The sequence below is a fragment of the Kribbella sp. NBC_00482 genome (assembly GCF_036013725.1).
GTDB lineage: Bacteria > Actinomycetota > Actinomycetes > Propionibacteriales > Kribbellaceae > Kribbella.
Genome location: NZ_CP107881.1, coordinates 8066657 through 8086206, shown reverse-complemented (window position 1 = coordinate 8086206; position 19550 = coordinate 8066657). Strand labels below are relative to the sequence as shown.

General features: G+C 67.9%; 22 protein-coding genes and 1 pseudogene. 10 read left to right on the top strand and 13 right to left on the bottom strand.

Going from position 1 to position 19550, the window contains the following annotated elements; translation table 11 throughout:
- The first annotated feature begins 43 nt into the window (after nt 1-43).
- The 4 genes from OHB24_RS38920 to OHB24_RS38905 all read left to right on the top strand — a co-directional run bounded on the left by OHB24_RS38920 (nt 44) and on the right by OHB24_RS38905 (nt 3001).
- Nucleotides 44-1174 carry a cupin domain-containing protein gene (locus OHB24_RS38920; RefSeq protein WP_327635960.1) on the top strand — a complete coding sequence of 377 codons (1131 nt, stop codon included), beginning with the start codon at nt 44-46 and terminating at the stop codon, nt 1172-1174.
- A complete protein-coding gene (locus OHB24_RS38915) occupies nt 1171-1980 on the top strand; it encodes a fumarylacetoacetate hydrolase family protein (RefSeq protein WP_327635959.1) in 810 nt (269 codons plus the stop codon). Before OHB24_RS38920 ends, OHB24_RS38915 begins: the two co-directional genes overlap by 4 nt.
- On the top strand, nt 1980-2600 hold the full coding sequence (locus tag OHB24_RS38910) for a maleylpyruvate isomerase family mycothiol-dependent enzyme (RefSeq protein ID WP_327635958.1): 621 nt from the start codon (nt 1980-1982) through the stop codon (nt 2598-2600). The genes OHB24_RS38915 and OHB24_RS38910 overlap by 1 nt, the downstream gene beginning before the upstream one ends.
- An 80-nt stretch (nt 2601-2680) precedes the next feature.
- Nucleotides 2681-3001, top strand: a complete 321-nt coding sequence (locus OHB24_RS38905) for an endonuclease/exonuclease/phosphatase family protein (RefSeq protein ID WP_327635957.1) — start codon at nt 2681-2683, stop codon at nt 2999-3001.
- A 1-nt stretch (nt 3002) separates the two neighbouring features.
- Here the strand turns inward: OHB24_RS38905 and OHB24_RS38900 are convergent, their stop codons facing one another.
- Together OHB24_RS38900 and OHB24_RS38895 are read right to left on the bottom strand one after the other, a co-directional pair.
- Nucleotides 3003-3695 (bottom strand): GAF and ANTAR domain-containing protein, encoded by a 693-nt coding sequence (locus OHB24_RS38900; protein WP_327635956.1) that lies wholly within the window; start codon nt 3693-3695, stop codon nt 3003-3005.
- Nucleotides 3696-3764: 69 nt separating this feature from the next.
- Nucleotides 3765-4082: a MerR family transcriptional regulator gene (locus OHB24_RS38895; RefSeq protein WP_327635955.1), complete on the bottom strand. Its 318-nt coding sequence runs from the start codon at nt 4080-4082 to the stop codon at nt 3765-3767.
- 141 nt (nt 4083-4223) lie between these two features.
- On the opposite strand from OHB24_RS38895, the gene OHB24_RS38890 reads away from it, so the two are divergent.
- Genes OHB24_RS38890 through OHB24_RS38875 form a run of 4 tightly spaced genes read left to right on the top strand, consistent with a single transcriptional unit; the run spans nt 4224 to nt 6202 of the window.
- Nucleotides 4224-4775 carry a CGNR zinc finger domain-containing protein gene (locus OHB24_RS38890; protein WP_327635954.1) on the top strand — a complete coding sequence of 184 codons (552 nt, stop codon included), beginning with the start codon at nt 4224-4226 and terminating at the stop codon, nt 4773-4775.
- Nucleotides 4772-5479, top strand: a complete 708-nt coding sequence (locus OHB24_RS38885) for an AzlC family ABC transporter permease (RefSeq protein WP_327635953.1) — start codon at nt 4772-4774, stop codon at nt 5477-5479. The genes OHB24_RS38890 and OHB24_RS38885 overlap by 4 nt, the downstream gene beginning before the upstream one ends.
- Nucleotides 5439-5738, top strand: coding sequence for an AzlD domain-containing protein (locus OHB24_RS38880; RefSeq protein WP_327635952.1), 300 nt, complete (start codon nt 5439-5441; stop codon nt 5736-5738). The genes OHB24_RS38885 and OHB24_RS38880 overlap by 41 nt, the downstream gene beginning before the upstream one ends.
- Nucleotides 5739-5767: 29 nt before the next feature.
- Nucleotides 5768-6202, top strand: a complete 435-nt coding sequence (locus OHB24_RS38875) for an SRPBCC family protein (RefSeq protein ID WP_327635951.1) — start codon at nt 5768-5770, stop codon at nt 6200-6202.
- A 12-nt stretch (nt 6203-6214) separates the two neighbouring features.
- Here OHB24_RS38875 and OHB24_RS38870 read toward each other — a convergent pair whose 3' ends face one another.
- The 7 genes from OHB24_RS38870 to OHB24_RS38840 form a co-directional block, all read right to left on the bottom strand.
- Nucleotides 6215-7183 carry a TIGR03557 family F420-dependent LLM class oxidoreductase gene (locus OHB24_RS38870; RefSeq protein WP_327635950.1) on the bottom strand — a complete coding sequence of 323 codons (969 nt, stop codon included), beginning with the start codon at nt 7181-7183 and terminating at the stop codon, nt 6215-6217.
- A gap of 68 nt (nt 7184-7251) precedes the next feature.
- Nucleotides 7252-7950 (bottom strand): GAF and ANTAR domain-containing protein, encoded by a 699-nt coding sequence (locus OHB24_RS38865; RefSeq protein ID WP_327635949.1) that lies wholly within the window; start codon nt 7948-7950, stop codon nt 7252-7254.
- Between the two features lie 72 nt (nt 7951-8022).
- A complete protein-coding gene (locus OHB24_RS38860; protein WP_327635948.1) occupies nt 8023-8580 on the bottom strand; it encodes a GNAT family N-acetyltransferase in 558 nt (185 codons plus the stop codon).
- Nucleotides 8564-10054 (bottom strand): ABC transporter ATP-binding protein, encoded by a 1491-nt coding sequence (locus OHB24_RS38855; RefSeq protein WP_327635947.1) that lies wholly within the window; start codon nt 10052-10054, stop codon nt 8564-8566. Before OHB24_RS38855 ends, OHB24_RS38860 begins: the two co-directional genes overlap by 17 nt.
- Nucleotides 10051-10833 carry an ABC transporter permease gene (locus tag OHB24_RS38850; RefSeq protein ID WP_327635946.1) on the bottom strand — a complete coding sequence of 261 codons (783 nt, stop codon included), beginning with the start codon at nt 10831-10833 and terminating at the stop codon, nt 10051-10053. The genes OHB24_RS38855 and OHB24_RS38850 overlap by 4 nt, the downstream gene beginning before the upstream one ends.
- On the bottom strand, nt 10830-11768 hold the full coding sequence (locus tag OHB24_RS38845; protein WP_327635945.1) for an ABC transporter permease: 939 nt from the start codon (nt 11766-11768) through the stop codon (nt 10830-10832). Before OHB24_RS38845 ends, OHB24_RS38850 begins: the two co-directional genes overlap by 4 nt.
- Complete coding sequence (locus OHB24_RS38840; protein WP_327635944.1) at nt 11765-13315, bottom strand: ABC transporter substrate-binding protein; 1551 nt, start codon at nt 13313-13315, stop codon at nt 11765-11767. The genes OHB24_RS38845 and OHB24_RS38840 overlap by 4 nt, the downstream gene beginning before the upstream one ends.
- 117 nt (nt 13316-13432) lie before the next feature.
- Here OHB24_RS38840 and OHB24_RS38835 point away from each other — a divergent pair, with 117 nt between their 5' ends.
- Nucleotides 13433-13852 carry a DUF1801 domain-containing protein gene (locus tag OHB24_RS38835; protein WP_327635943.1) on the top strand — a complete coding sequence of 140 codons (420 nt, stop codon included), beginning with the start codon at nt 13433-13435 and terminating at the stop codon, nt 13850-13852.
- Here the strand turns inward: OHB24_RS38835 and OHB24_RS38830 are convergent.
- Nucleotides 13849-14808, bottom strand: coding sequence for an ArsR/SmtB family transcription factor (locus OHB24_RS38830; RefSeq protein ID WP_327635942.1), 960 nt, complete (start codon nt 14806-14808; stop codon nt 13849-13851). The two genes, OHB24_RS38835 and OHB24_RS38830, sit on opposite strands and share 4 nt — an antisense overlap.
- Before the next feature lie 55 nt (nt 14809-14863).
- On the opposite strand from OHB24_RS38830, the pseudogene OHB24_RS38825 reads away from it, so the two are divergent.
- Nucleotides 14864-15943: pseudogene (locus tag OHB24_RS38825) on the top strand (MFS transporter); the annotation flags it as partial.
- Nucleotides 15944-16111: 168 nt separating this feature from the next.
- Here the strand turns inward: OHB24_RS38825 and OHB24_RS38820 are convergent.
- The 3 genes from OHB24_RS38820 to OHB24_RS38810 form a co-directional block, all read right to left on the bottom strand.
- Nucleotides 16112-17578, bottom strand: coding sequence for an SDR family oxidoreductase (locus OHB24_RS38820; RefSeq protein WP_327635941.1), 1467 nt, complete (start codon nt 17576-17578; stop codon nt 16112-16114).
- Nucleotides 17579-17680: 102 nt separating this feature from the next.
- Nucleotides 17681-18496, bottom strand: coding sequence for an ATP-binding cassette domain-containing protein (locus OHB24_RS38815; RefSeq protein WP_327635940.1), 816 nt, complete (start codon nt 18494-18496; stop codon nt 17681-17683).
- Nucleotides 18493-19524, bottom strand: a complete 1032-nt coding sequence (locus OHB24_RS38810) for an ABC transporter permease (RefSeq protein WP_327635939.1) — start codon at nt 19522-19524, stop codon at nt 18493-18495. The genes OHB24_RS38815 and OHB24_RS38810 overlap by 4 nt, the downstream gene beginning before the upstream one ends.
- Between the last annotated feature and the right edge of the window lie 26 nt (nt 19525-19550).

Here is a 19550-nt window from a genome sequence, read left to right as displayed (position 1 = left end):
AATCTTCTGTTCCAGAATCGCAGGGAGCAGCACCGTAGTCCATATGACCGATTCACCTGTGAAACTGACCGCGGAGAACGGGCCCGACCATCCGCCGGCCACACCTGAACTCGAGGATCTGTACCGCGGCTTCGAGAAGGAGTTGCTGGTCCCGCTGTGGACCCGGATCGGTGACCTGATGCCGCAGCAGCCGGTGTCGAAGGCGCAGCCGCATCGGTGGGAGTGGAAGCACCTGCTCGAGTTGGCGGCTCGTTCCGGCGATCTGGTACCGGTGGGTCGGGGCGGGGAGCGGCGGGCGATCGCGCTGGCGAACCCGAGCCTCGGTGGACGTCCGTACGCGACACCGACGTTGTGGGCGGCGATCCAGTACCTGATGCCCGGTGAGGATGCGCCCGAGCATCGGCACACGCAGAACGCCTTCCGGTTCGTGGTCGAGGGTTCGGGAGTGTGGACGGTCGTCGAGGGTGATCCGGTGCCGATGCGTCGCGGCGACTTCCTGCCGCAGGCGGGGATGAACTGGCATGCGCACCACAACTCGGCCGAGCAGCCGATGGCGTGGATCGACGGCCTGGACATTCCGTTCCAGTACGACGTCGAGTCGCAGTTCTTCGACTTCGGCCGCGAGCACCTGTCGGAGGACGAGCACGGGACGCCGGAACGTTCCCGGTCGGAGCGGCTGTGGGGTCATCCGGGGCTGGTCCCGGTCTCGCAGTTCAAGGAGTCCGCAGGCAGTCCGTTGCTGTGCTACCGGTGGGTTGACACTGATACGGCGTTGAGCGATCAGTTGGCCTTGGAGCGGGAGGGCTATCCGGGCACGGTCGAACGAGGGCACGCGGTCGTGCGGTACACGAACCCGACGACGGCCGGGGATGTGTTGCCGACGATCCGGGTGCAGTTCCACCGGATCGCGGCGGGTGTCGAGACCGCGCCGCGGCGCGAGACAGGCTCGTCGGTGTACCAGGTGTTCGACGGCTCGGGGCGGGTGACGGTCGGCGACTTCTCCTGGGCGGTGCAGCGCGGCGACCTGTTCGTCGTACCGTCCTGGATGCCGTTGTCGGTGGTGTCCGAGGCGTCCGGGTCGGATTCGGACTCGGGTGCGCTCGATCTGTTCCAGTTCAGCGACGCGCCGATCTTCAGCAAGCTCAATCTGTTCCGCGAGGAGGTCGTCCGGTGAAGCTGGCAACAGTCCGCGTGGACGGGCGTACGACGGCAGCGCGGGTCGAGGGCGATGTCCTGGTCGATCTCGGGGTTCCGGACGTCGGCGCCGTACTGGCCGGAGCTGAGGTTGCCGACGGCAAGGAGTACGCGCTGGCCGGCGCCGACTTCGCGCCGCTGGTTCCGCAGCCCAGCAAGGTCGTGTGCGTCGGGCTGAACTACCGCAACCACATCCAGGAGATGGGCCGGGACCTGCCCGAGTACCCGACCTTGTTCAGCAAGTTCTCCGACACACTGATCGGTGCGCACGACGACATCCTGCGGCCGGCTGAGACTTCAGAGTTCGACTGGGAGGCCGAGCTCGCGGTGGTGATCGGACAGCAGGTACGGCGAGCCGACGAGGAGACCGCGATCGGTGCGATCGCCGGGTTCACCGTCCTCAACGACGTCACCTGCCGGGACTGGCAGTTCCGGACCCGGGAATGGCTACAGGGCAAGAACTGGGACTCCACCACGCCCGTCGGTCCGTGGCTCGTCACGCCGGACGAGGTCGGCGGCCCGCGGCCCGCCCTCGACATCCAGTGCACTGTGAACGATCAGATCATGCAGAAGGACAACACCGGCGATCTGCTCTTCGACCCCGTCGACCTGGTCCGCTACGTGTCCACGATGGTCCGCCTCAACCCCGGCGATCTGATCGCCACCGGCACCCCCGGCGGCGTCGGCCACGCCCGCAAGCCACCGGTCTTCCTCCGTGGCGGCGAAACCGTCGTCACGCAGATCGAGGGCATCGGCCGCCTCGAGAACCACGTGACGACGGGCTGATGCGCACTCGCGAATGGGTCACCGAGGGTACGGCGCTCTGCCGCCGTGCCCTCGTCGACTGCGCCGACATGGACGGTCAGTCCCTGCTCCCAGGTTGGACTCGTCGACATGTCGCCGCCCACCTGTCCCTCAACGCCGAGGCGCTCGGCAACCTGGTCCACTGGGCGCGAACGGGCGAGGAACGCCCGATGTACTCCTCACCCGGCCGGCGCACCACCGACATCGAGGCAGGTATCCGCCGCGCGCCGAACGACCTGCGCGCGTGGTTCGACGAGTCCGCGCGGAACCTGTCCGCAGCGATGGACGAACTGACCGCCGAGCAATGGCAATCCACGGTCCGCACCGCCCAGGGCCGCGAGGTCCCTGCCGCCGAGATCGTCTGGCTGCGCAGCCGCGAAGTGATGGTCCACGCCGTCGACCTGGGCACCGGCGTCACCTTCGCCGACCTACCCGCCGACTTCCTCCACACGCTGTCCGAAGACATCCGCAACAAACGCGGAGACATCCCAGAAGTACGCGGCCCCCTCCCGGACACAACCGCCTACCTGGCCGGCCGCCCGTACACCAAGGTCCACACCCTCGACGGCACCCCCGCGCAACCACTCCCACCCTGGCTCTGACCCACCGTCCGCTGACATGGGCTGAGGACCAGCTGGGTACCAGGCAGCTGCGATACACGTGGCCCGGAGAGGAGTGGCGGATGGTGGACCATCAGGTTCGGGTGATGACCTGGAACATCTGGTGGCGGTTCGGTCCGCGGTGGCGTGAGCGTCAGCCCGGCATCCTCTCGACGATCGACCGCGTCACGCCCGATGTCGTTGCCCTGCAGGAGGTTTGGGGTGCGGAGGGGACCACACAGGCGGAGCAGTTCGCGGAAACGCTCGGCTATCACTCGACGTTCGCAGCCCCGTCGTACCCGTGTGCTCCAGATCCGGCGGTGATCGGGGGAGACGCGGTGGATGGCGTGTTCCCGTCCGATCACCGGCCGGTGATCTGCGACCTTCGGTGGCACGATCGGTGAATCAGTGCGGCAGTTTGCGGGTCTCGATCAGTTGCTGGGCGACGTCGCGCAGTTTGGTGTTGGTGTCCTGGGAGTAGCGCCGCAGGACCGCGAACGCCTGATCACCGTCCAGGTCGAAGCGTTCCATCAGGATTCCCATCGCCTGCCCGACCAGCTTGCGGGCGTCCACCGCCTGGGCCAGGGTCACTTCATGACGGGCGGTGGCCACAGCGACCGAGGCGTGCCGAGCCAGGATGTGGGCGACTGCTTCGTCGTCGACCGTGAATGCGTTCGGCTTGTCGCTGAACAGCGACAGGACGCCGGTCGTCTGGTCGTTGACCTTCATCGGGACGTGCAGTGCGCTTCCGATCCCGGCGCTCGCGGCGGCGGGTTGCCAGCGCGGCCAGCGGTCATCGGTCGCGACATCGGGAACGGTGACCGTCAGGCCGGACAACGCGGCCAGCATCGGACCCTGCTCGCCGTCGATCTGGATCCGGTACAACGTCTCGACGACCGGATCGGTGATGGCCCCGACTTCTGCGCGGCCACCGCGGGCTGCGAGCGCGACACCGGCATGAGTGCAGTTGGCTGCATGGAGCGCAAACTGCACCACAGCTTCCAGAGTCTCGTCCACCCCGGCAGCGTCGTGTAACTCCAGCGCGAACTGTGCGAACCTACCTGCGTCGAACACCTCGGCGCGCTCTGTCAGGGACATCTCGGTCTCCAAGCGGGATGCGGTTGTGGTGATGCACCTCGGTTGCCGAAGCCAGCCGATGCCGCGGTGCTAGCCCTGGTCTCGCATCTGTTCATTGATCCGCAGGGCCTCTGCGAGCTGATCTTCCAAGATGATGATTCGACACGCCGCCTCGAGCGTGGTGCCCTGGTCGACGAGTTCGCGTGCCCTGGCCGCGAGACGCAGCTGGTAACGCGAGTACCGGCGATGACCACCGTCGGAACGCTGCGGGGTGATCAGCTTCGCCTCGCCGAGGCTCCGTAGGAACTCCGGCGTGGCGCCGAGCATCTCGGCGGCCCGGCCCATCGTGAAAGCGGGGTAGTCGTCATCGTCGAAACTGGCCGGCTCCTCGGCCGGATCTGAGCTCATCGGACTCTCCGGTTCTTCGCTGTCAACGCTAGAAAGATTATATCGGCCGATGCGCAATGTCTATAGTCACCATCATAGATATTGATCTAACACATAAACCTCATTTTGGGTGTTAGGGTGGGAGGGCGGAGGTGGTTCTGGGTGACTTATCGGCCGGAGTTGATCGGCGGGCATCTCGCGCTCGACCTCGTGAACACCGTGGCGTGGCGGCTCGATCCCGGCCGGACGGTCGATCGGTTCGCCGATCTGTCGAATGTGGAGCGCTGGTTGGCGGCCGCGGGCGTGAATACTGATCGGGTAGTGGTGACGCCACGGCTGCGCGACGACCTGATGGCGGCCCGAGGCATCGCGTACGACGTACTGGCATGCCTCGCTGTCGGAGACCGGCCAGGTCGTGTCGCGATCGACGCGCTGCACGGCCTCGTCGCCGCGGTCGTCCGGTCGGCGTCCATCGAGATGAGTCCGTTCGGGTGGCGAGCCGATGATCCGGCAGACGCTGTCCGGCTAGCGGTCTGGCGGCTCTTCGAGGACGAAGACCTGGGCAGGTTGCGCCGGTGCGGAGATGACGGTTGCGGGTGGCTGTTCCTGGACCGGAGCAAGAACGGGTCGCGCCGGTGGTGCAGTTCGGCCGACTGCGGCAATCGGGCTCGCGCTCGACGGCATTACGAACGGGTCCGAGGAGCGACGACATGACGTCGCCTGGTCGGCAGTCCTTCACGAGTGGGCTTCGGCTCGGCATCGGGCCGGCGCTCGCGACCGGCGTACTGGCACTGAACTTCGGTGCCGAAGCGCGGGCCCGAGGCTGGGGGACCGTGGTGCCGGTGGCGTTCTCGGCGTTCGCTTTCAGCGGCTCGGCGCAGTTCACGTTGCTCAGTTCGTTGTCCGGAGCAACGGTGCTGGCGGCGGTCGTTGCGGCGATGGTGATCAACGTGCGGTACCTGGTGATGAGCGTGGCGATCGCGCCGAGCCTGCACGGAGGCCGGCTGGCACGCATGCTCCAGGCCCAAGCCATCGTCGACGCGTCGTTCCTGGCTGCGCACGACAAGGACGGTCGGTACGACGTCTGGCGGATGATCGGCGTCAGCGTCCCGCAATGGATCTTCTGGACCGGAGGCACCGCCGTCGGCGTGCTGGCCGCGCCGTCACCGGATCTCATGCACGAACTCGGGCTCGACGTGGCGTTCCCGGCATTCTTCGTCATCTTGCTGATCGACGAAGTACGCCGATCCCGCCGCGCGGTCGTCGCCGGTCTGCTCGGCGGGATGATCGCCGCCGGGCTGCTGTTCGTCACCAGTCCCAGCTACGCCTTGCTCGGCGCTGCTGCGGCCACCCTGATCGGATTGCGAAGGAGGTCTGATGAAGCTGTATCTGTGCGTACTGATCGTCAGCGTCAGTAACTGGTTGATGAAGGCCGCCGGCCCCTTGGTGCTCGGAAAGCGCGATCTCCCGCCCGCACTGGTCCGGGTGACCCAACTGACCGCACCGGCGTTGCTCGCCGGGCTGATCGTCACTGACCTCGGCGGCCGCACGCTCGACTGGACCCAGTTGATCGGAGTAGGGGTTGCCGGCGTCCTCCATCTCGTGCGGGTGCCGATGGTGGTAGCAGCCGCCGCGGGCGTCGCCACCACAGCCCTCGTCCGCCTCGCGTCGGCCTAGAAGGCGTGGCGGGTGGGTACCGCATGCGAATGAGTGAAAACGAGTGTCTGATCGAGGCGAGCGCCAAGGACGTGTTCGCGATTCTCACGGACGGATGGTCGTACGCCGCGTGGGTCGTGGGTGCGTCAAGGATCCGGGACGTCGACCCGCCGTGGCCGGAGCCCGGCGGCCGGATCCACCACTCGGTAGGCGCGTGGCCGTTCCTGCTGGACGACACCACGACTGTCGTGGAGTACGAGCCACTGCACCGGCTGCGACTGCGGCTCCGGGTCTGGCCCGTAGGGCTCGGTGAGGTGGAGTTCCGGGCGACGGAGACACCGACCGGTTGCCGCCTGGTCATGACCGAGCAGGCCACCAGCGGGCCGGTCGCGCTGCTGCCGGACCGGCTGGCCGACCTGATGCTGCACCCCCGCAACGCCGAGACCCTTCACCGCCTCAAACTCCACGCCGAGAGACGCTCCTGACGCCTGTGCCGGCTACTGAGAACTGTGAAGGCGGAGCTCGGGGAGGATCTCGGTGCGGTAGAGGTTCATCATGTCGACGGTGTGCGGTCCGATGTTGGCGACGTACACCTCGTCGAACCCGGCCTCGGCGTACGGCGTGAACGCGTCGACGTGCACGTCCGCCTTCGGGCCACAGGCGACGGACTGCGCCGTGGACTCCTTGGTCACCAGTTGGCTGGCCTGCTCGAAGTGCCGCGGTGAGGGGAGCACCTGGGCGAGCTCGCCGGGGAGTCCGGAGTTGGCCCAGATCCGGTGGGCATGCTCGATGCCTTCGTCTTCGGTCGGAGCGTAGCTGACCTTGAATCCGGCCTGCGCCGGCTTCGACCCGCCGCCGTTGTCCCGGAATCGCTGCAGTAGTTCGCGGTCCGGTGCGGTGGTGATGTAGCCGTCGGCGATCCGCGCCGCGACATCGGTTGCCTCAGGCCCGAATCCGGACATGTAGATCGGCAACGGCTCCTGCGGCCGGGTGTAGATCCGTGCGGTGTCGACCGTGTAGTGCTTGCCGTGATGGCTGACGAACCCGTCCTCGGTCCACAGCCGCCGCATGAGCTCGACCGCTTCCTCGAGCATCTCCAGCCGTACGTCGAGGGTCGGCCAGACCGTGCCGAGGATGTGCTCGTTGAGCGCCTCACCGGTCCCGACGCCGAGCGTGAACCGTCCGTTCAGCAGTACGGCGCTGGTCGCGGCCGCCTGCGCGATCACGGCCGGATGGGTCCGTACCGTCGGACACGTGACCGCGGTCGTCACCGGCAGCTCGCACACCTGGGAGATCGCGCCGATCGTCGACCAGACGAACGCGCTTTCGCCCTGCTCGTCGTTCCAGGGATGGAAGTGGTCACTGATCCACAACCCGTCGAACCCGGCCTCCTCGGCCAGCCGGGCCTGCTCGATCAGTTCCGCCGGCGTGTATTCCTCACTGGACAGAAAGTATCCGATCTTCACGCGCACCTCCGCGTCACTCGATTACCCATCGAGTGCCCGATGTCGCTGGCCCCAATCGCCGGCTGTGGTCAGGTGTTGGGGAGGCGGCGGCTGTCGATCAGGTGCTGGGCGACTTCGCGGAGCTTGGTGTTGGTGTCCTGCGAGTAGCGCCTCAGCACCTCGAAGGCCTGGTTGCTGGTCAGGTTGTAGCGCTCCATCAGGATGCCCATCGCCTGGCCGACAAGCTTCCGGGCATCGACCGCCACTCTCAGGTTCGCCTCGCGCCGCGCACCCGCGACCGCAATCGCGGCGTGCCGGGCGAGGATGTAGGCGACGGCTTCTTCGTCCGGTCCGAAGGCGTTCGGTTGCGTACTGTAGAGGCCCAGAACACCGACCGTGCCGGCCGCTGTCCACAGCGGTACGTCGAGAACGCTACGGACCCCGAGCTCGAGAACTTTCTCGCTCCACTCCGGCCACCGTGTCTCCTGTACGAGATCGGGCACCGAGACGGTCGTGCGTTCGTGCATGCACTGAACCAGCGGCCCGGCCGGGCCGGCCAGCTGGAAGTGGTAAACCTCGGCGACCGTCGGGTCGGTGACCGCCGGAACCTCCGGGCCGCCGCCGGCGGTGTGCAGCGCGACGCCGGCGTAGTCGCAGTGCAGCGCTTGCAACGCGAACTCGACCACTGCCTGGACGGTCTCGTCCATGCCCTCGGCTTCGTGCATCTCCAGAGCCAGCCGGGAGAAGTCCTCAGCGGCCCGTCGAAGATCTGCCTGCGCCGCAGGCACGGCAACTCGCCTCTCGGGGCGCGTGATTCGCCGACCGCTGTCCGTCACGAATCCATCATGCACCGCCAGGCCCTAGGAACGGATGGGGATAGGGATGTCGAAGTGGACGGCGGGGCTGTGGTCGGGGTCGGTGCGGCCGTCGTGGATTTCGTGGGCGAGGCTGCGCCAGAAGGGCTCGGCGCCGTCGACCGCCGCGTTCGTGTGCAGGTAGATCGTGTCGTAGCCGGGGGTGTCGGCGACGAAGCGGCACGCGAGGTCGACGAGGGCGCGGGCGAGGCCGTGGCGACGGTGGCTGGGGCGGACGTAGACGCGGAAGAGTTGCGCAGTGGTGCCGGACGGGTACCGTTCGGCAATCCAGGGTGGATGGGGCGGACTGTTGGGGCCGTCGGCGCGGATGGCGGCGGTTCCGACGACCTCGTCGTCGAGTACGGCGACGAACAGCCGCTGCCGGGGATTGTCGAAGTACGCCGTTCCGGGGTCGATGACATCGGCGTGCCAGCGGGGCATGTAGCCGTGCCCGAACACGTGGTAGAAGGTGTCGAGCATGACCGATCGCGCTCCGTCGATGTCGGTCCGGCGTGCTGTGCGTACGACGTACTCTCCGAGGCGTCGTTCAGGCGATGGGGTCAAAGGTCTCCTCCAGACCTGAGGCGGTCACCAAGGCGCGGGTGACCGGATGCTGTGGCTCGGCCAGCAGGCCCGCCGTGGCGCCGTGCTCGACGATCCGGCCGGAATCCAGTACGGCGACCTTGCCGGCGAGCGATGCGACCACCGACAAGTCGTGCGTGATGATCAGGAGCGCGCACCGCGTCGACTCCTGGAGGGTGCGCAGTACGTCGATGAGCTCGGCCTGTACGACAGTGTCGAGGCCGGACGTGATCTCGTCGCAGATCAGCAGGTCGGGTTCGGCCAGGAGAGCACGGACGAGCGCGGCGCGTTGCAACTCGCCACCGGACAGCGATGCGGGCAAGCGGGTTGCAGTGGTCTCGGAGATGCCGAGCCGGCTGAGGCCGTCGAGAGCGCGTTGCCGCGCTTCGGCGCGATCCACTCCTCGGAGCCGCTCGGCGGTACGGGCGACCTGCTCGAGCACGGGCGTGAACTCGCTGAATGACGCGCGGGTGTCCTGGTGGACGTACTGGATCCGGGCCAGTTGTTCACGGGTCCGTCTCCGCAGCAGGGGCGACAGCCGCGTGTCGCCGAGGAGAAGGTCACCGCTTCGATAGGGATGGAGGCCGGCTATGCATCGAGCCAGCGTGGTTTTGCCACTGCCGGACCGGCCGACGATCGCAAGCGTGTCTCCGGACTCGATCGTCAGTGAGACCTTGTGCAGTGTTTCGGTACGGCGATGGCCGGCGACGAGGTCCTCCACCTCGAGAACAGCTGAGCCGGACGGCGGCGACGAGGGGAGTGCGCTCAGTCGTTGGGCGTCGACCAGACGCCGGGTGTAGGGGTGCTGCGGTGCGGAGAGAATCTCGTCCGGCGGACCGGTCTCGACGATGTGGCCGCTGTTCATGACCAGCACGTGATGCGCGAGGCGGCGGACCAGGTGCAGATCGTGGGTGAGGAGAAGGATCGCGATGCCTTGCCGGGCGACGGCGCGCAGCTCGTCGATCAGGCCGGCGCGGATCACGGCGTCCTGGCCGGTGCTGGGTTCGTCGGCGATGAGGAGACCGGGCCTGCCGATCAGCTCGTGGGCGAGGACGACCCGCTGCTGTTGACCGCCGGAAAGCTGGTGCGGATACCTGCGCAGCAGCTGCTCACCGTCGGGAAGCTGAGCCTGGCGCAGTGCCTCCAAGATCCGCTCGCGGACCTGCCGGCGTGGCACGTGGAGTCGTGCGATCTCCTTCAGCACGGCGCCGATCCGTCGTACCGGGTTCAACGCTCCCGACGGCTGTTGCGGCAGGTAGCCGATCGAGCCCGCGATCTGCAGGTGCCCGGTGGACGGCCGCTCGCCGAGCAGCGCCAGCGCGGTGGTGGTCTTGCCGCTGCCGGATTCGCCGACCAGGGCGGTGATGCTGCCGGCCGCGAGGGTGAAGGAGATACCGGACACGATGTCGCGTTCGGCGATCCGCACGCTGAGGTCGCGTACTTCGACGACGCTCATCGGGCCTCGTCCCGCAGCAAGCGATCGAAGATGAGGTTCGCGCCGACCGCCATCATCACGAGCAGCAACGCCGGTACGACGACGGCCAACGGCTGCACGAACAGACCGCCGCGGTTGCGGTCGACCATTGCGGCCCAGTCGCTTGCCTGCGGCGAGATGCCGACGCCGAGGAAACTGGCCGAGGCGATCAGGTAGGTCGCACCGGTGAAGCGTGTGCCGATGTCGGCCGCGAGCGTACGTCGCATAGATCGGGCGACGTACCCGAGGCCGATGCGGATCCGGCTCTCGCCTTGCAGTCGCATCGCTTCGACAGCCGGTCGCGCGGACAGCGACAGCGCGGCGGCCCGGCTGATCCGGATCACATCCGGAAGGTTGATGAGGGCAACGACTCCGACGAGGACCCAGACGGACTGCGGCGCGATCGAGACGAGCAGCAGGAGCATCAGCATCGACGGGACCGCGAGCAGCAGATCGAGCGGACGCATCAACAGCTCGTCCAGGCTGCGGCTTCGCGTCATGCCCGCGACCAGTCCGAGCGGTACGGCGACGACGTACGTGCAGATCGTGGCGGCGACGGCGACGAGGATCAGGGACCGTCCGCCCAGCAGCACCTCGTTCCACACGTCGCGCCCCACGAAGTCGGTTCCGAGCCGGCCGTTGGCGCCGAACGGCACGTCCTTGGTCGTGTCGCCGGAGGCGAAGAACGGGCCCACCAAGGCAAGGACGAGCGGTACGGCGAACAAGGTCGCCGGCACGAGGTAACCGCGCGCTGTCCTCATCGGATGCCCTCCGCCGCGGGCGCGAGCGCACGGGCCGCGACATCGGCCAGGAGGTTGACCAGGACGGTGGTGGTTGCCAGCAGGACGGCCAGCCCCTGGACGACCGGAAGGTCGCGCGCCGCGACCGCCTCGGCCAGGGTGGTGCCCAGGCCGGGGACGACGAAGATCGCCTCGACGACGATCACTCCGCCGACCAGCCAGTCGACCGTGCGCGCGAGTTGCTGGACCGATGGTGCGAGCGCGTTGGGCAACGCGTGCAGCAGACGGATCCGCACCGGAGACAACCCGATCCTTCTTGCGTGCCGGACGTAGTCCGACCGCTGCGCGTCGATCATCCCGGCCCGCACCAACCGGCTCAGCGAGCAGATCGGGCGCAGCAGAAGCACGAAGACAGGCAGTACGAGTACGGCGGGGTTGCCGGCGAGCGACGTACCGACGGCTGTCGGCGGGAACCAGCCGAGCTGCACTGCGAAGACCGTGACCACGAGGATTCCCATCGCGAACTCGGGAGCCGAGTACAGCCCGATTGTGCTGCCGGTGATCAGCCGATCCCAGCGACTGCCCTCGCGGTGCGCGGCGAGCAGACCGAGTCCTAGCGACAGCGGAATCAGCAGTACCACCGTCAAACCGGCCAGCAGGACCGTCGGCGCGGCCGCTGTCGCCACGACGTCCGCCACCGAGCGGGGACCGATCAACGAATGACCGAGATCGCCGTGCAGCGCCGCAGCCAGCCAGTCGCCGAGCCGATGCCAGGCCGACTCGTTCAGGCCGAGGCGTTCCCGCAGAGCGGCGATGATCGCCGGGTCCGGATTGTCTCCGGCGATCGTCACCGCGGCGTCGCCGGGCAGCGCTTCGGTCAGGAAGAACATCCCCGTCATCACCACGAGGACCTGGACGACACCGAGCAGCAGACGATGGACGACGTACCGCGTCACGCGATCCAGACCTTGTCGAAGCGCGCCCAGTTCAGCGTGTTCGCCGGCGCGTTGGCGTCGATGCCGTGCACGGTCGGCGCCGAGGCGACGATCCAGTCCGAAACGCCCCACCAGAGGAAGCCGCCCTCGCTGAACAGCTGCTCCTGCATCCGCAGGTACAGGTCGGCGCGCCGCTTCTCGTCGGTGGTCGACTGGGAGTCGTAGTACAGCTTGTCGAACGCCGGTCGACGCCATTGCGTGTTGTTCGTCGTCGAGCTTGTCAGCAGTCGCTGCGAGATGTGCGACTCGAGCGGCATCGCACCCGACCGGTAGCTGGCGAGTACGCCGTTCTTCGCGATGTCGGCCCAGTACGTGTCCTTGTTGCCGAGCTTGACGTTCAAGTTGAGGCCGACGGCGCGGGCTTGATCGCTGATCGCCAGTGCGGCCTCCTTGAGGCCGGTCGAGGCGTCGGAGGTGTCGAAATCGATCGTCAGACCGTCAGCGCCGGCCTGCTTCAGCAGCGCCTTCGCGCGCTCAGGGTCCTTGCTGCGCTGCCCCAGGCCATCGGCGTAGTAGCGGTAGTTCTTGCCGTACAGATCGTTGCCGACCTCACCCGATCCGTGCAGAACGGACCGGATCAGCTCGTCGCGGTCGACCAAGTGGAACAGCGCCTGGCGTAGCTCGGGCCGGTTGAAGGGCGGTCGGTCGATCTTCATCGCGAGTCCGTGGAAGTTGCTCAGCGGCAGGCGATGGATCTGAACCGTCTTCTCGTGCGTACGGGCGCTGGTCGGCGTGAGGTCGTGCGCGTACTCAACCTGCTTGCCCAGCAGGGCGTTCACGCGTGCCGCTTCGTCGTTGCTGATCACGAGGTGCAGCTCGTCGACGTACGGTGCCCCGTCCCAGTAGTCAGGGTTGCGCTCGGCAACGAAACTGCGGCCGGGGTCGAACGACCGGAACCGGAACGGGCCAGACCCGACGGGCTTGGCCGGGTCCGGTGTTCCGGCCGGTACGATATACGTCCCCAGGGTGGCGAGAGCGTTCGGGAATTCGCCGTACGGGCGCTTGAGCCGGAACTCGATCGTACGATCGCCGATCGCGCGGCTGTTCGCCAGATCGATCACCGACAGCGCCGACTTCGCGCGCCGGGTGGAGCCCGGATCGACGATCCGCGCGAAGCTCGCCAGCACGTCCGCGGGCCGCACCGGACGGCCGTCGTGGAAACTTGCCTCGCGCAACGTGATCCGCCAGGTCCGCAGGTCGGCGCTCGGCTCCCAGCTCTGCGCGAGCCGGGGTTGTGGCGACATGTCGGAGCCGTAGTCCGCGAGCTTGTCGAACAACGCCTTGGCCCGCGCGATCTCGACGTACAAGTTGGTCTGATGCGGATCGAGCACCTCGGTCGCGCCGCCGCCGGAGAACACGGCCCGCAGCCGGCCCCCGGACCGCGGCTGCCCGACGACCGGCGACGTACCGCTGCCGCCGGCGCACCCGGGCAACGCCACGGCCGCAGCACCGGCCGAGGCGAGCCCGAGCAACGCACGACGACTCAACGACAGACTTGACGGGGACATCCGGGACCTCACTCCTCACGACACCGACAGATAGTCGAAAATGATAATGGTTTTCATATCATCTGACCAACTGCCGGCACCATGGCTGGAACGCGGATGCCGTGGAATGATGCGGTGATGACGAGTCCGGAGGTCGAGGCGCACCTGGCAAAGGTGCGTTCGGCGACGCGTCGCCGGGACGCTGACACGATGATCGAGCTGATGCGTCGGGTCACGGGCGAAGAGCCGCGGATGTGGGCCACCGTCGTGGGCTTCGGCGAGTATCACTACAAGTACGCGAGCGGCCGGGAAGGTGGCGCACCGGCGGCCGGCTTCGCGCCACGCGGGGCGGCCACCACGGTCTATCTGTCGGACGGAGTCGGGGCGCACGCCGAGCTGCTCGAGAAGCTGGGTCCGCACACGACCGGCGTCGGTTGCCTGTACCTCAAGAAGCTCGACGACATCGACCTCGAAGTACTCGAGACGGTCGTACGGCGTTCGTACCAGTCGCTCACCACCGGCAACTACCCGCATCGCGCCCGCGAGTCGGGGAACTAACCGCCGTGGACCAGTCTGTCGCCGAGGTCTGAGCGGCGGTAGAGGACGGAGCGGCCGTGGCGTGCGGAGATGAGCAGACCGGCCGCGCGTAGTGCGCGCAGATGCTGGTTGACCGCGGTCGGTGTGACATCCAGGCGTACGGCGAGCTCGGTCGACGAGGTCGGTGTCTCGAGGAGTCCCATCAGCCGGGCGCGCACACGGCCGATGAGACCGACCAAGGCGGTGCCCGGCATGCTCGTCTCGGTCTCCCAGAGCGTTCCGAGGCCGCGCGCCGGGTACATGATGTGCGGTGGTTCGTCGGGGGAGATCGGCGACGACGCCCGCCTGCTGAACAACGAAGGGGTGAGCGTCAACCCGCGGCCGGCGGTCGAGGTGCGGTACGAAAGGTCGCTGCGCAGATGTATGCACACGACGTTGTCCTCGAGGCGGACATGCTGGTTGATGTCGGCGAACATCGCCGCGAGGCCGGACTGCGCTGTGACCCGGCCGCGGTAGACGACGTCGGCCTCGAGCACGGTCCGCATCCGTTGCCAGTACGGCTCGAAGCATGCCTCCCAGTAATCCCGCAGCGCCGCCACGACCCGAGTGAGCACCCTGTCCGGCCGGCCCCGAAGTGCCGGTGGCAGTGCGGCGGGGTGGATCTCTGCCAAGTCCGCGCGTACGACGCTGCTCGGTGTGTCGGTCAAGGCCGCGAGCTCGTCGTCGATCCTGCCGAGCGGGGTGTACGGCCGCGGGGTGAGGAAGTCGGGCGTCCACAGCTCATCGTTCGTCAACGCGCGGAGCAGGTCCAGAGGGAGCCCGGCACGCGCCGCCTCGGTGGCGCGCAGCCAGGGCAGCTGCAGCGGGAACCGGCCCGGATCGCGCAGGGTCCGCAGCGACAGGACCAGCTCGTTCAGCGGCGAGATCGCGAAGCGCACCTCACCGAGATCGTTGCCGACCAGCTCGTACTGGATCATGAAGCAATACGCTACATCGATGGTGGTCAGGACGCCCGGATGCGACAACTGACCCGTGCCCGAACTCCTTCGCGATCCTGTCGAGCGCGCGCTCGCGTCCGCTGTCTCCGCGCTGTCCCTGTCCCGCGGGATGTTCTTCGCGGTCAGCGCGCTGTACTTCACCCGTGGGGTCGGACTGTCCCCGATCACCGTCGGGCTCGGCCTCACCCTCGCCGGAGCAGTCGGTGTCCTGGCGTCGTACGCCGGTGGTTGGCTGAGCGACCGGTGCGGCGCCGACCGGCTTCAGCAATGGGCCCTCGCCGCGAACGGCGTCGCACTACTGGGATACGCCTTCGCTCGCGACGTCACTACCTTCGTCCTGGTCGCGGCCTGCGTCTCCGCCTCGCGCGGTCTGCAGAGCACCGCCCAGATGACGCTGCTCGCCCGCTGGTTCGTCGGCCCGGAGCGGGTTGCCGTCCGAGCCCGGCTGCGCGTGGTGATGAACGTCGGCATCGGGATCGGCACTCTGCTGGCGGGTCTGGCTCTGTTGGTGGACACGGCAACGGCGTACCGCTTGACCGTGGTGCTCGTCGGCGTCATCACGGTCCTCGGCACGATCCCACTGGCTGGTTTGCGCCGGAGAGTAGCCGGGCTGGCGGAGCGAATGGACGCCTCTGCAAAGCCAGACTCGCCGCGGGGACCGTCGCCTCTGAAAGATCGCACGTACGTCGCATCGACCGCTCTCAACGCTCTGCTGGCGATCCACTTCGGGCTGACGTCGGTTGGCATCCCGCTGTGGGTCGCGGACCACACCGAGGCGCCGACCGTCGTCGTATCGGTGCTGCTCGTGGTCAACACGGCGTACGTCGCGCTCTTCCAGGTCCGCGCGTCCCGCGGCACCCAGGACCTCCGCACGGCCGGACGATCGGCACGCCGCGCAGGCCTCCTTCTGCTCGTGGCCTGCTTGCTCTTCGCTCTCGCAGGTCACCTCGGTGCCGCTGCGGCGACCGGTGTCCTGCTGCTCGGCGCGCTCGCCTCCTCGGCAGGCGAGACGCGCGGTGAAGCGGGGAGTTGGGGGATGGCGTTCGAACTAGCCGACCCCGCTCGCGCCGGCGCCTACCAGGGCCTCAGCCAGACCGGCCTTGCGCTGGCGCTGATGCTCGGCCCCGCAGCCGTCACCACAACCGCCATCGACCACGGCACCCTGGGCTGGATCGCACTCGGAACCCTCTTCGCGCTCGCGGGCACCGCGATCGCGATCGTCGCGAACCGCGCCGCAGCGAGCAGAAGCCGGCCCGTCGACGTTCCAGCTGCAAAGCCCCCGTCAGGCAGTGTCGACGGTGTGAGCGATGTTGCGTTGCATGCCGCCGAAGATGACGCCGTGGAAGGGCTTGATCGCCCACCAGTAGAGGTGGCCGGGCAGGCCGTGCGGGTGGAACAGAGCGCGTTGCCGGAAGACCGTGTTGCCGGCCGCGTCCTGGTCGACGATCAGCTCGAGCCAGGCCAGACCCGGTAGCCGCATCTCGGCCTGCAGCCGCAGGAGCTTGAGGTCCTCGATCTCCTCGACCCGCCACCAGTCGAGCGGATCGCCGACGGACAGGTCGCGTGGATTCCGCCGGCCGCGGCGCAGACCGGGGCCGCCGAACAGCCGGTCCAGCAGGCCGCGGGCCCACCAGCCGAGCCGCCAGGAGTACCAGCCGTTCCGGCCGCCGATACCTTCGATCACCTTCCACAACTGTTCGGGACTCGCCCGTACGACGCTCTCGCGTTCGTCGACGTACAACGAGCCGCCGGACCAGTCGGGGTCGCTCGGCAGCGGATCGCTGGGTGCGCCGGGAGTCGATGCGGAGGCCCAATTGGTCGTGACGTCGAACTCCTGGACCCGTTTCAGTGCGAGTTCGACGGCCCGGTCGAAGCCGATCAGGCCGGGCTCGGGATCGGGGACGTACTTCGCGATGTCGTGCTCCTTGCAGATCACTTCGTGGATCAGGCTGTCCACCAGCGGTCTGGCGATGCTGCTCGGCACCGGGGTGACCAGGCCGACCCAGTGACTCGACAACGACGGCGTGAGCAACGGCAGCGTGACGATCCGGCGTTGGTTGAGCCGGGCAACCTTCGCGTAGTGCTGCATCATGCCGCGGTAGGTGAGGATGTCGGGCCCGCCGATGTCGAAGCCGCGGTTCACGCCGGCCGGCAGGTCGGCGCTTCCGACCAGGTAGTGCAGTACGTCGCGGACCGCGATCGGCTGGATCCGCGTACTCAGCCAGCGAGGCGTGACCATCACCGGGAGCCGATCGGTGAGGTGGCGGAGCATCTCGAACGACGCCGAGCCCGATCCGAGGATCACGGCGGCCCGCAGTACGGCGACCGGTACGCCGGACGCGAGCAGGATCTCGCCCACCTCGCGGCGGGAGTCCAGGTGCGGCGACAGTTCTTCGCCCTCGGGGTACAGGCCGCCGAGATAGACGATGCGTCGTACGCCGGCCTCGCGGGCCGCAGTCCCGAAGGTGAGCGCGTTGTGCCGGTCGCGCGCCTCGAATCGGTGGCCGGTGCCGAGTGAGTGGATCAAGTAGTACGCGAGGTCCACGCCCTCCATCGCCGTCCGCAGCTGGTCGGCGTCACCCGCGTCCGCCTCGGCGATCTCGACGTCGCCGTACCAGGGCCGGTCCCGCAGACGGCGCGGGTTCCGGGCCATCGCACGCACACGGAAACCGGCCGCGAGCAACTCCGGCACCAGACGACCGCCGATGTAGCCGCTCACACCGGTGACGAGCGCCAGACGCTGCTCCACGGCTCCTCCCAGTTCGTATCAGCCAGACCTCGTAGTACCCCGTTTCCGGCGGCGGCAAGCCCCGGCCGCCGTGGGTCTGGTGGCGGCCGGGGTTTGCGGGTGTCAGACGGTGGGAGGTGGGTCGATCAGGGACGTGGCTCCGGTCATGATGGCCACGCCTTCGCTCATCGTGTGGGACTGCGGGGTGATGACACCGGCGCAGCGGCCGAGGCGCTGGATGTGGATGCGGTCGGCGACCTCCCAGACATGGGGCATGTTGTGGCTGATCAGGATGACGGGCAGACCGCGTTCGCGCAGGCCCTTGATCATCTCGAGGACTTGGTTGGACTCCTTGACCCCGAGGGCAGCGGTCGGTTCGTCCAGTACGACGACCTTGCTGCCGAACGCTGCCGCACGGGCGACGGCGACGGCCTGGCGCTGGCCGCCGGACAGGGTTTCGACGGTTTGCTGGATGTTCTGGATCGTCTGGATGCCCAGATCACGGACCGCTGCCGAGGCTCGGTCGCGCATGCCGCGATGGTCGAGCATCCGGAAGATCGAGCCGAGCGGGCCCTTCCGGCGTTCCTCCCGGCCCAGGTACAGGTTGCTGGCGATGTCGAGGGCGGGCGCGACCGCCAGCGTCTGGTACACGGTCTCGATACCGGCTGCTCGTGCGTCCTGTGGGCCGCGGAACGTGACCGGTCTCTGTTCGAGGGTCAGTCGCCCGGCGTCGGGGATGTGAGCTCCGGTGAGGCATTTGATCAGGGTGGACTTGCCGGCCCCGTTGTCGCCGATGACGGCAAGCACCTCACCGGCGTACAGATCGAGGTCGACGCCGTCGAGGCCGACGACCCGTCCGAACGTCTTGACCAGTCCTCGTGCGGACAGGATCGGCACACGCAACTCGGTTGCCTGCGAGCTGTCGACTGTTGCCGTCATGAGCGCACCTTTCTGATCCACTGGTCCACGGACACTGCCACGATCACCAACAGACCGACCGCGAGCAGCCGGTACTGCGCATCGACGCCGGCCAGCGACAGCCCGACGGTGAACGCCTGGACGATCAAGGCGCCGAGCAGCGTTCCCAGGAGACCGCCGCGGCCGCCGAACAGGCTGGTGCCGCCGATGACGACTGCGGTGATGCTGTCCAGGTTGGCGTCGACGATCGCGTTCGGGCTGGCCGCTCCGGCCCGCCCGATCAGGGCCCAGCCGGCGATGCCGTAGATCAGCCCGGCCACGGCGTACACACTGAACAGCACCCGGCGCGAGCGGACACCGCTGAGTCGCGCGGCCTCCGGGTCGTCGCCGACGGCGTACACATGTCTGCCCCAGGCGGTCTGGCTGAGTGCGAACCCGACGGCGAGGTACAGCGCGATGACGATCAGTACGCCGGTGGTGATGCGGAACCGGCCGATCGAGAACCCTTCGCCGGTCCAGTTGAGCAGGTCGGGAAGCCGGTTGTTCTGGATGCTCTGCCCACCTGAGTAGAGCAGCGCGACGGCGGTGAAGATGCTCAACGTGCCGAGCGTGACGATGAACGGTGGCAAACCGACGCGGGTCACCAGGAGCCCGTTCAGTACGCCGGCCACCAGCCCGAGGACGACGCCCGCGGCCAGCGCGAGTCCGGCGGGCCATCCGTTCTCGGCTGCGAGGGTCGCCATCACCATGGTGGACAGGATCGTGATCGCGCCGACGGAAAGATCGATTCCGGCGGTCAGGATGATCAGCGTCTGGCCGACTGCGAGTGCTGCGATGACAGCCGTCTGCTGCACCAGCAGCGACAGCGCGGCAGGGTTGGAGAACCGGCTGTTCACCAGGGTGAAGCAGACCACCGTGAGCAGCAGGATGATCGCGGGACTGAGCGCGGGATGCTGGTGGAGAATGTGCTGGATCCGCTGGCTCGTCGTGTGTTCGCGCCGGGCCAGCTCTTTGGCTGCCGCGCCGGGCGTGGTGCTTTGCACTGTCATGTGGTCACCTCTGGATCAGGGCGGCG

Bases quoted from the DNA above. Each gene is read 5' to 3' on its own strand.
- OHB24_RS38910 (WP_327635958.1), top strand. From the start codon at position 1,980: ATGCGCACTCGCGAATGGGTCACCGAGGGTACGGCGCTCTGCCGCCGT.
- OHB24_RS38810 (WP_327635939.1), bottom strand. From the start codon at position 19,524: ATGACAGTGCAAAGCACCACGCCCGGCGCGGCAGCCAAAGAGCTGGCC.
- OHB24_RS38850 (WP_327635946.1), bottom strand. From the start codon at position 10,833: ATGAGGACAGCGCGCGGTTACCTCGTGCCGGCGACCTTGTTCGCCGTA.
- OHB24_RS38830 (WP_327635942.1), bottom strand. From the start codon at position 14,808: ATGATCCAGTACGAGCTGGTCGGCAACGATCTCGGTGAGGTGCGCTTC.
- OHB24_RS38880 (WP_327635952.1), top strand. From the start codon at position 5,439: ATGAAGCTGTATCTGTGCGTACTGATCGTCAGCGTCAGTAACTGGTTG.
- OHB24_RS38920 (WP_327635960.1), top strand. From the start codon at position 44: ATGACCGATTCACCTGTGAAACTGACCGCGGAGAACGGGCCCGACCAT.
- OHB24_RS38855 (WP_327635947.1), bottom strand. From the start codon at position 10,054: ATGAGCGTCGTCGAAGTACGCGACCTCAGCGTGCGGATCGCCGAACGC.
- OHB24_RS38885 (WP_327635953.1), top strand. From the start codon at position 4,772: ATGACGTCGCCTGGTCGGCAGTCCTTCACGAGTGGGCTTCGGCTCGGC.
- OHB24_RS38875 (WP_327635951.1), top strand. From the start codon at position 5,768: ATGAGTGAAAACGAGTGTCTGATCGAGGCGAGCGCCAAGGACGTGTTC.
- OHB24_RS38835 (WP_327635943.1), top strand. From the start codon at position 13,433: ATGACGAGTCCGGAGGTCGAGGCGCACCTGGCAAAGGTGCGTTCGGCG.
- OHB24_RS38840 (WP_327635944.1), bottom strand. From the start codon at position 13,315: ATGTCCCCGTCAAGTCTGTCGTTGAGTCGTCGTGCGTTGCTCGGGCTC.
- OHB24_RS38900 (WP_327635956.1), bottom strand. From the start codon at position 3,695: ATGTCCCTGACAGAGCGCGCCGAGGTGTTCGACGCAGGTAGGTTCGCA.
- OHB24_RS38815 (WP_327635940.1), bottom strand. From the start codon at position 18,496: ATGACGGCAACAGTCGACAGCTCGCAGGCAACCGAGTTGCGTGTGCCG.
- OHB24_RS38905 (WP_327635957.1), top strand. From the start codon at position 2,681: ATGGTGGACCATCAGGTTCGGGTGATGACCTGGAACATCTGGTGGCGG.
- OHB24_RS38895 (WP_327635955.1), bottom strand. From the start codon at position 4,082: ATGAGCTCAGATCCGGCCGAGGAGCCGGCCAGTTTCGACGATGACGAC.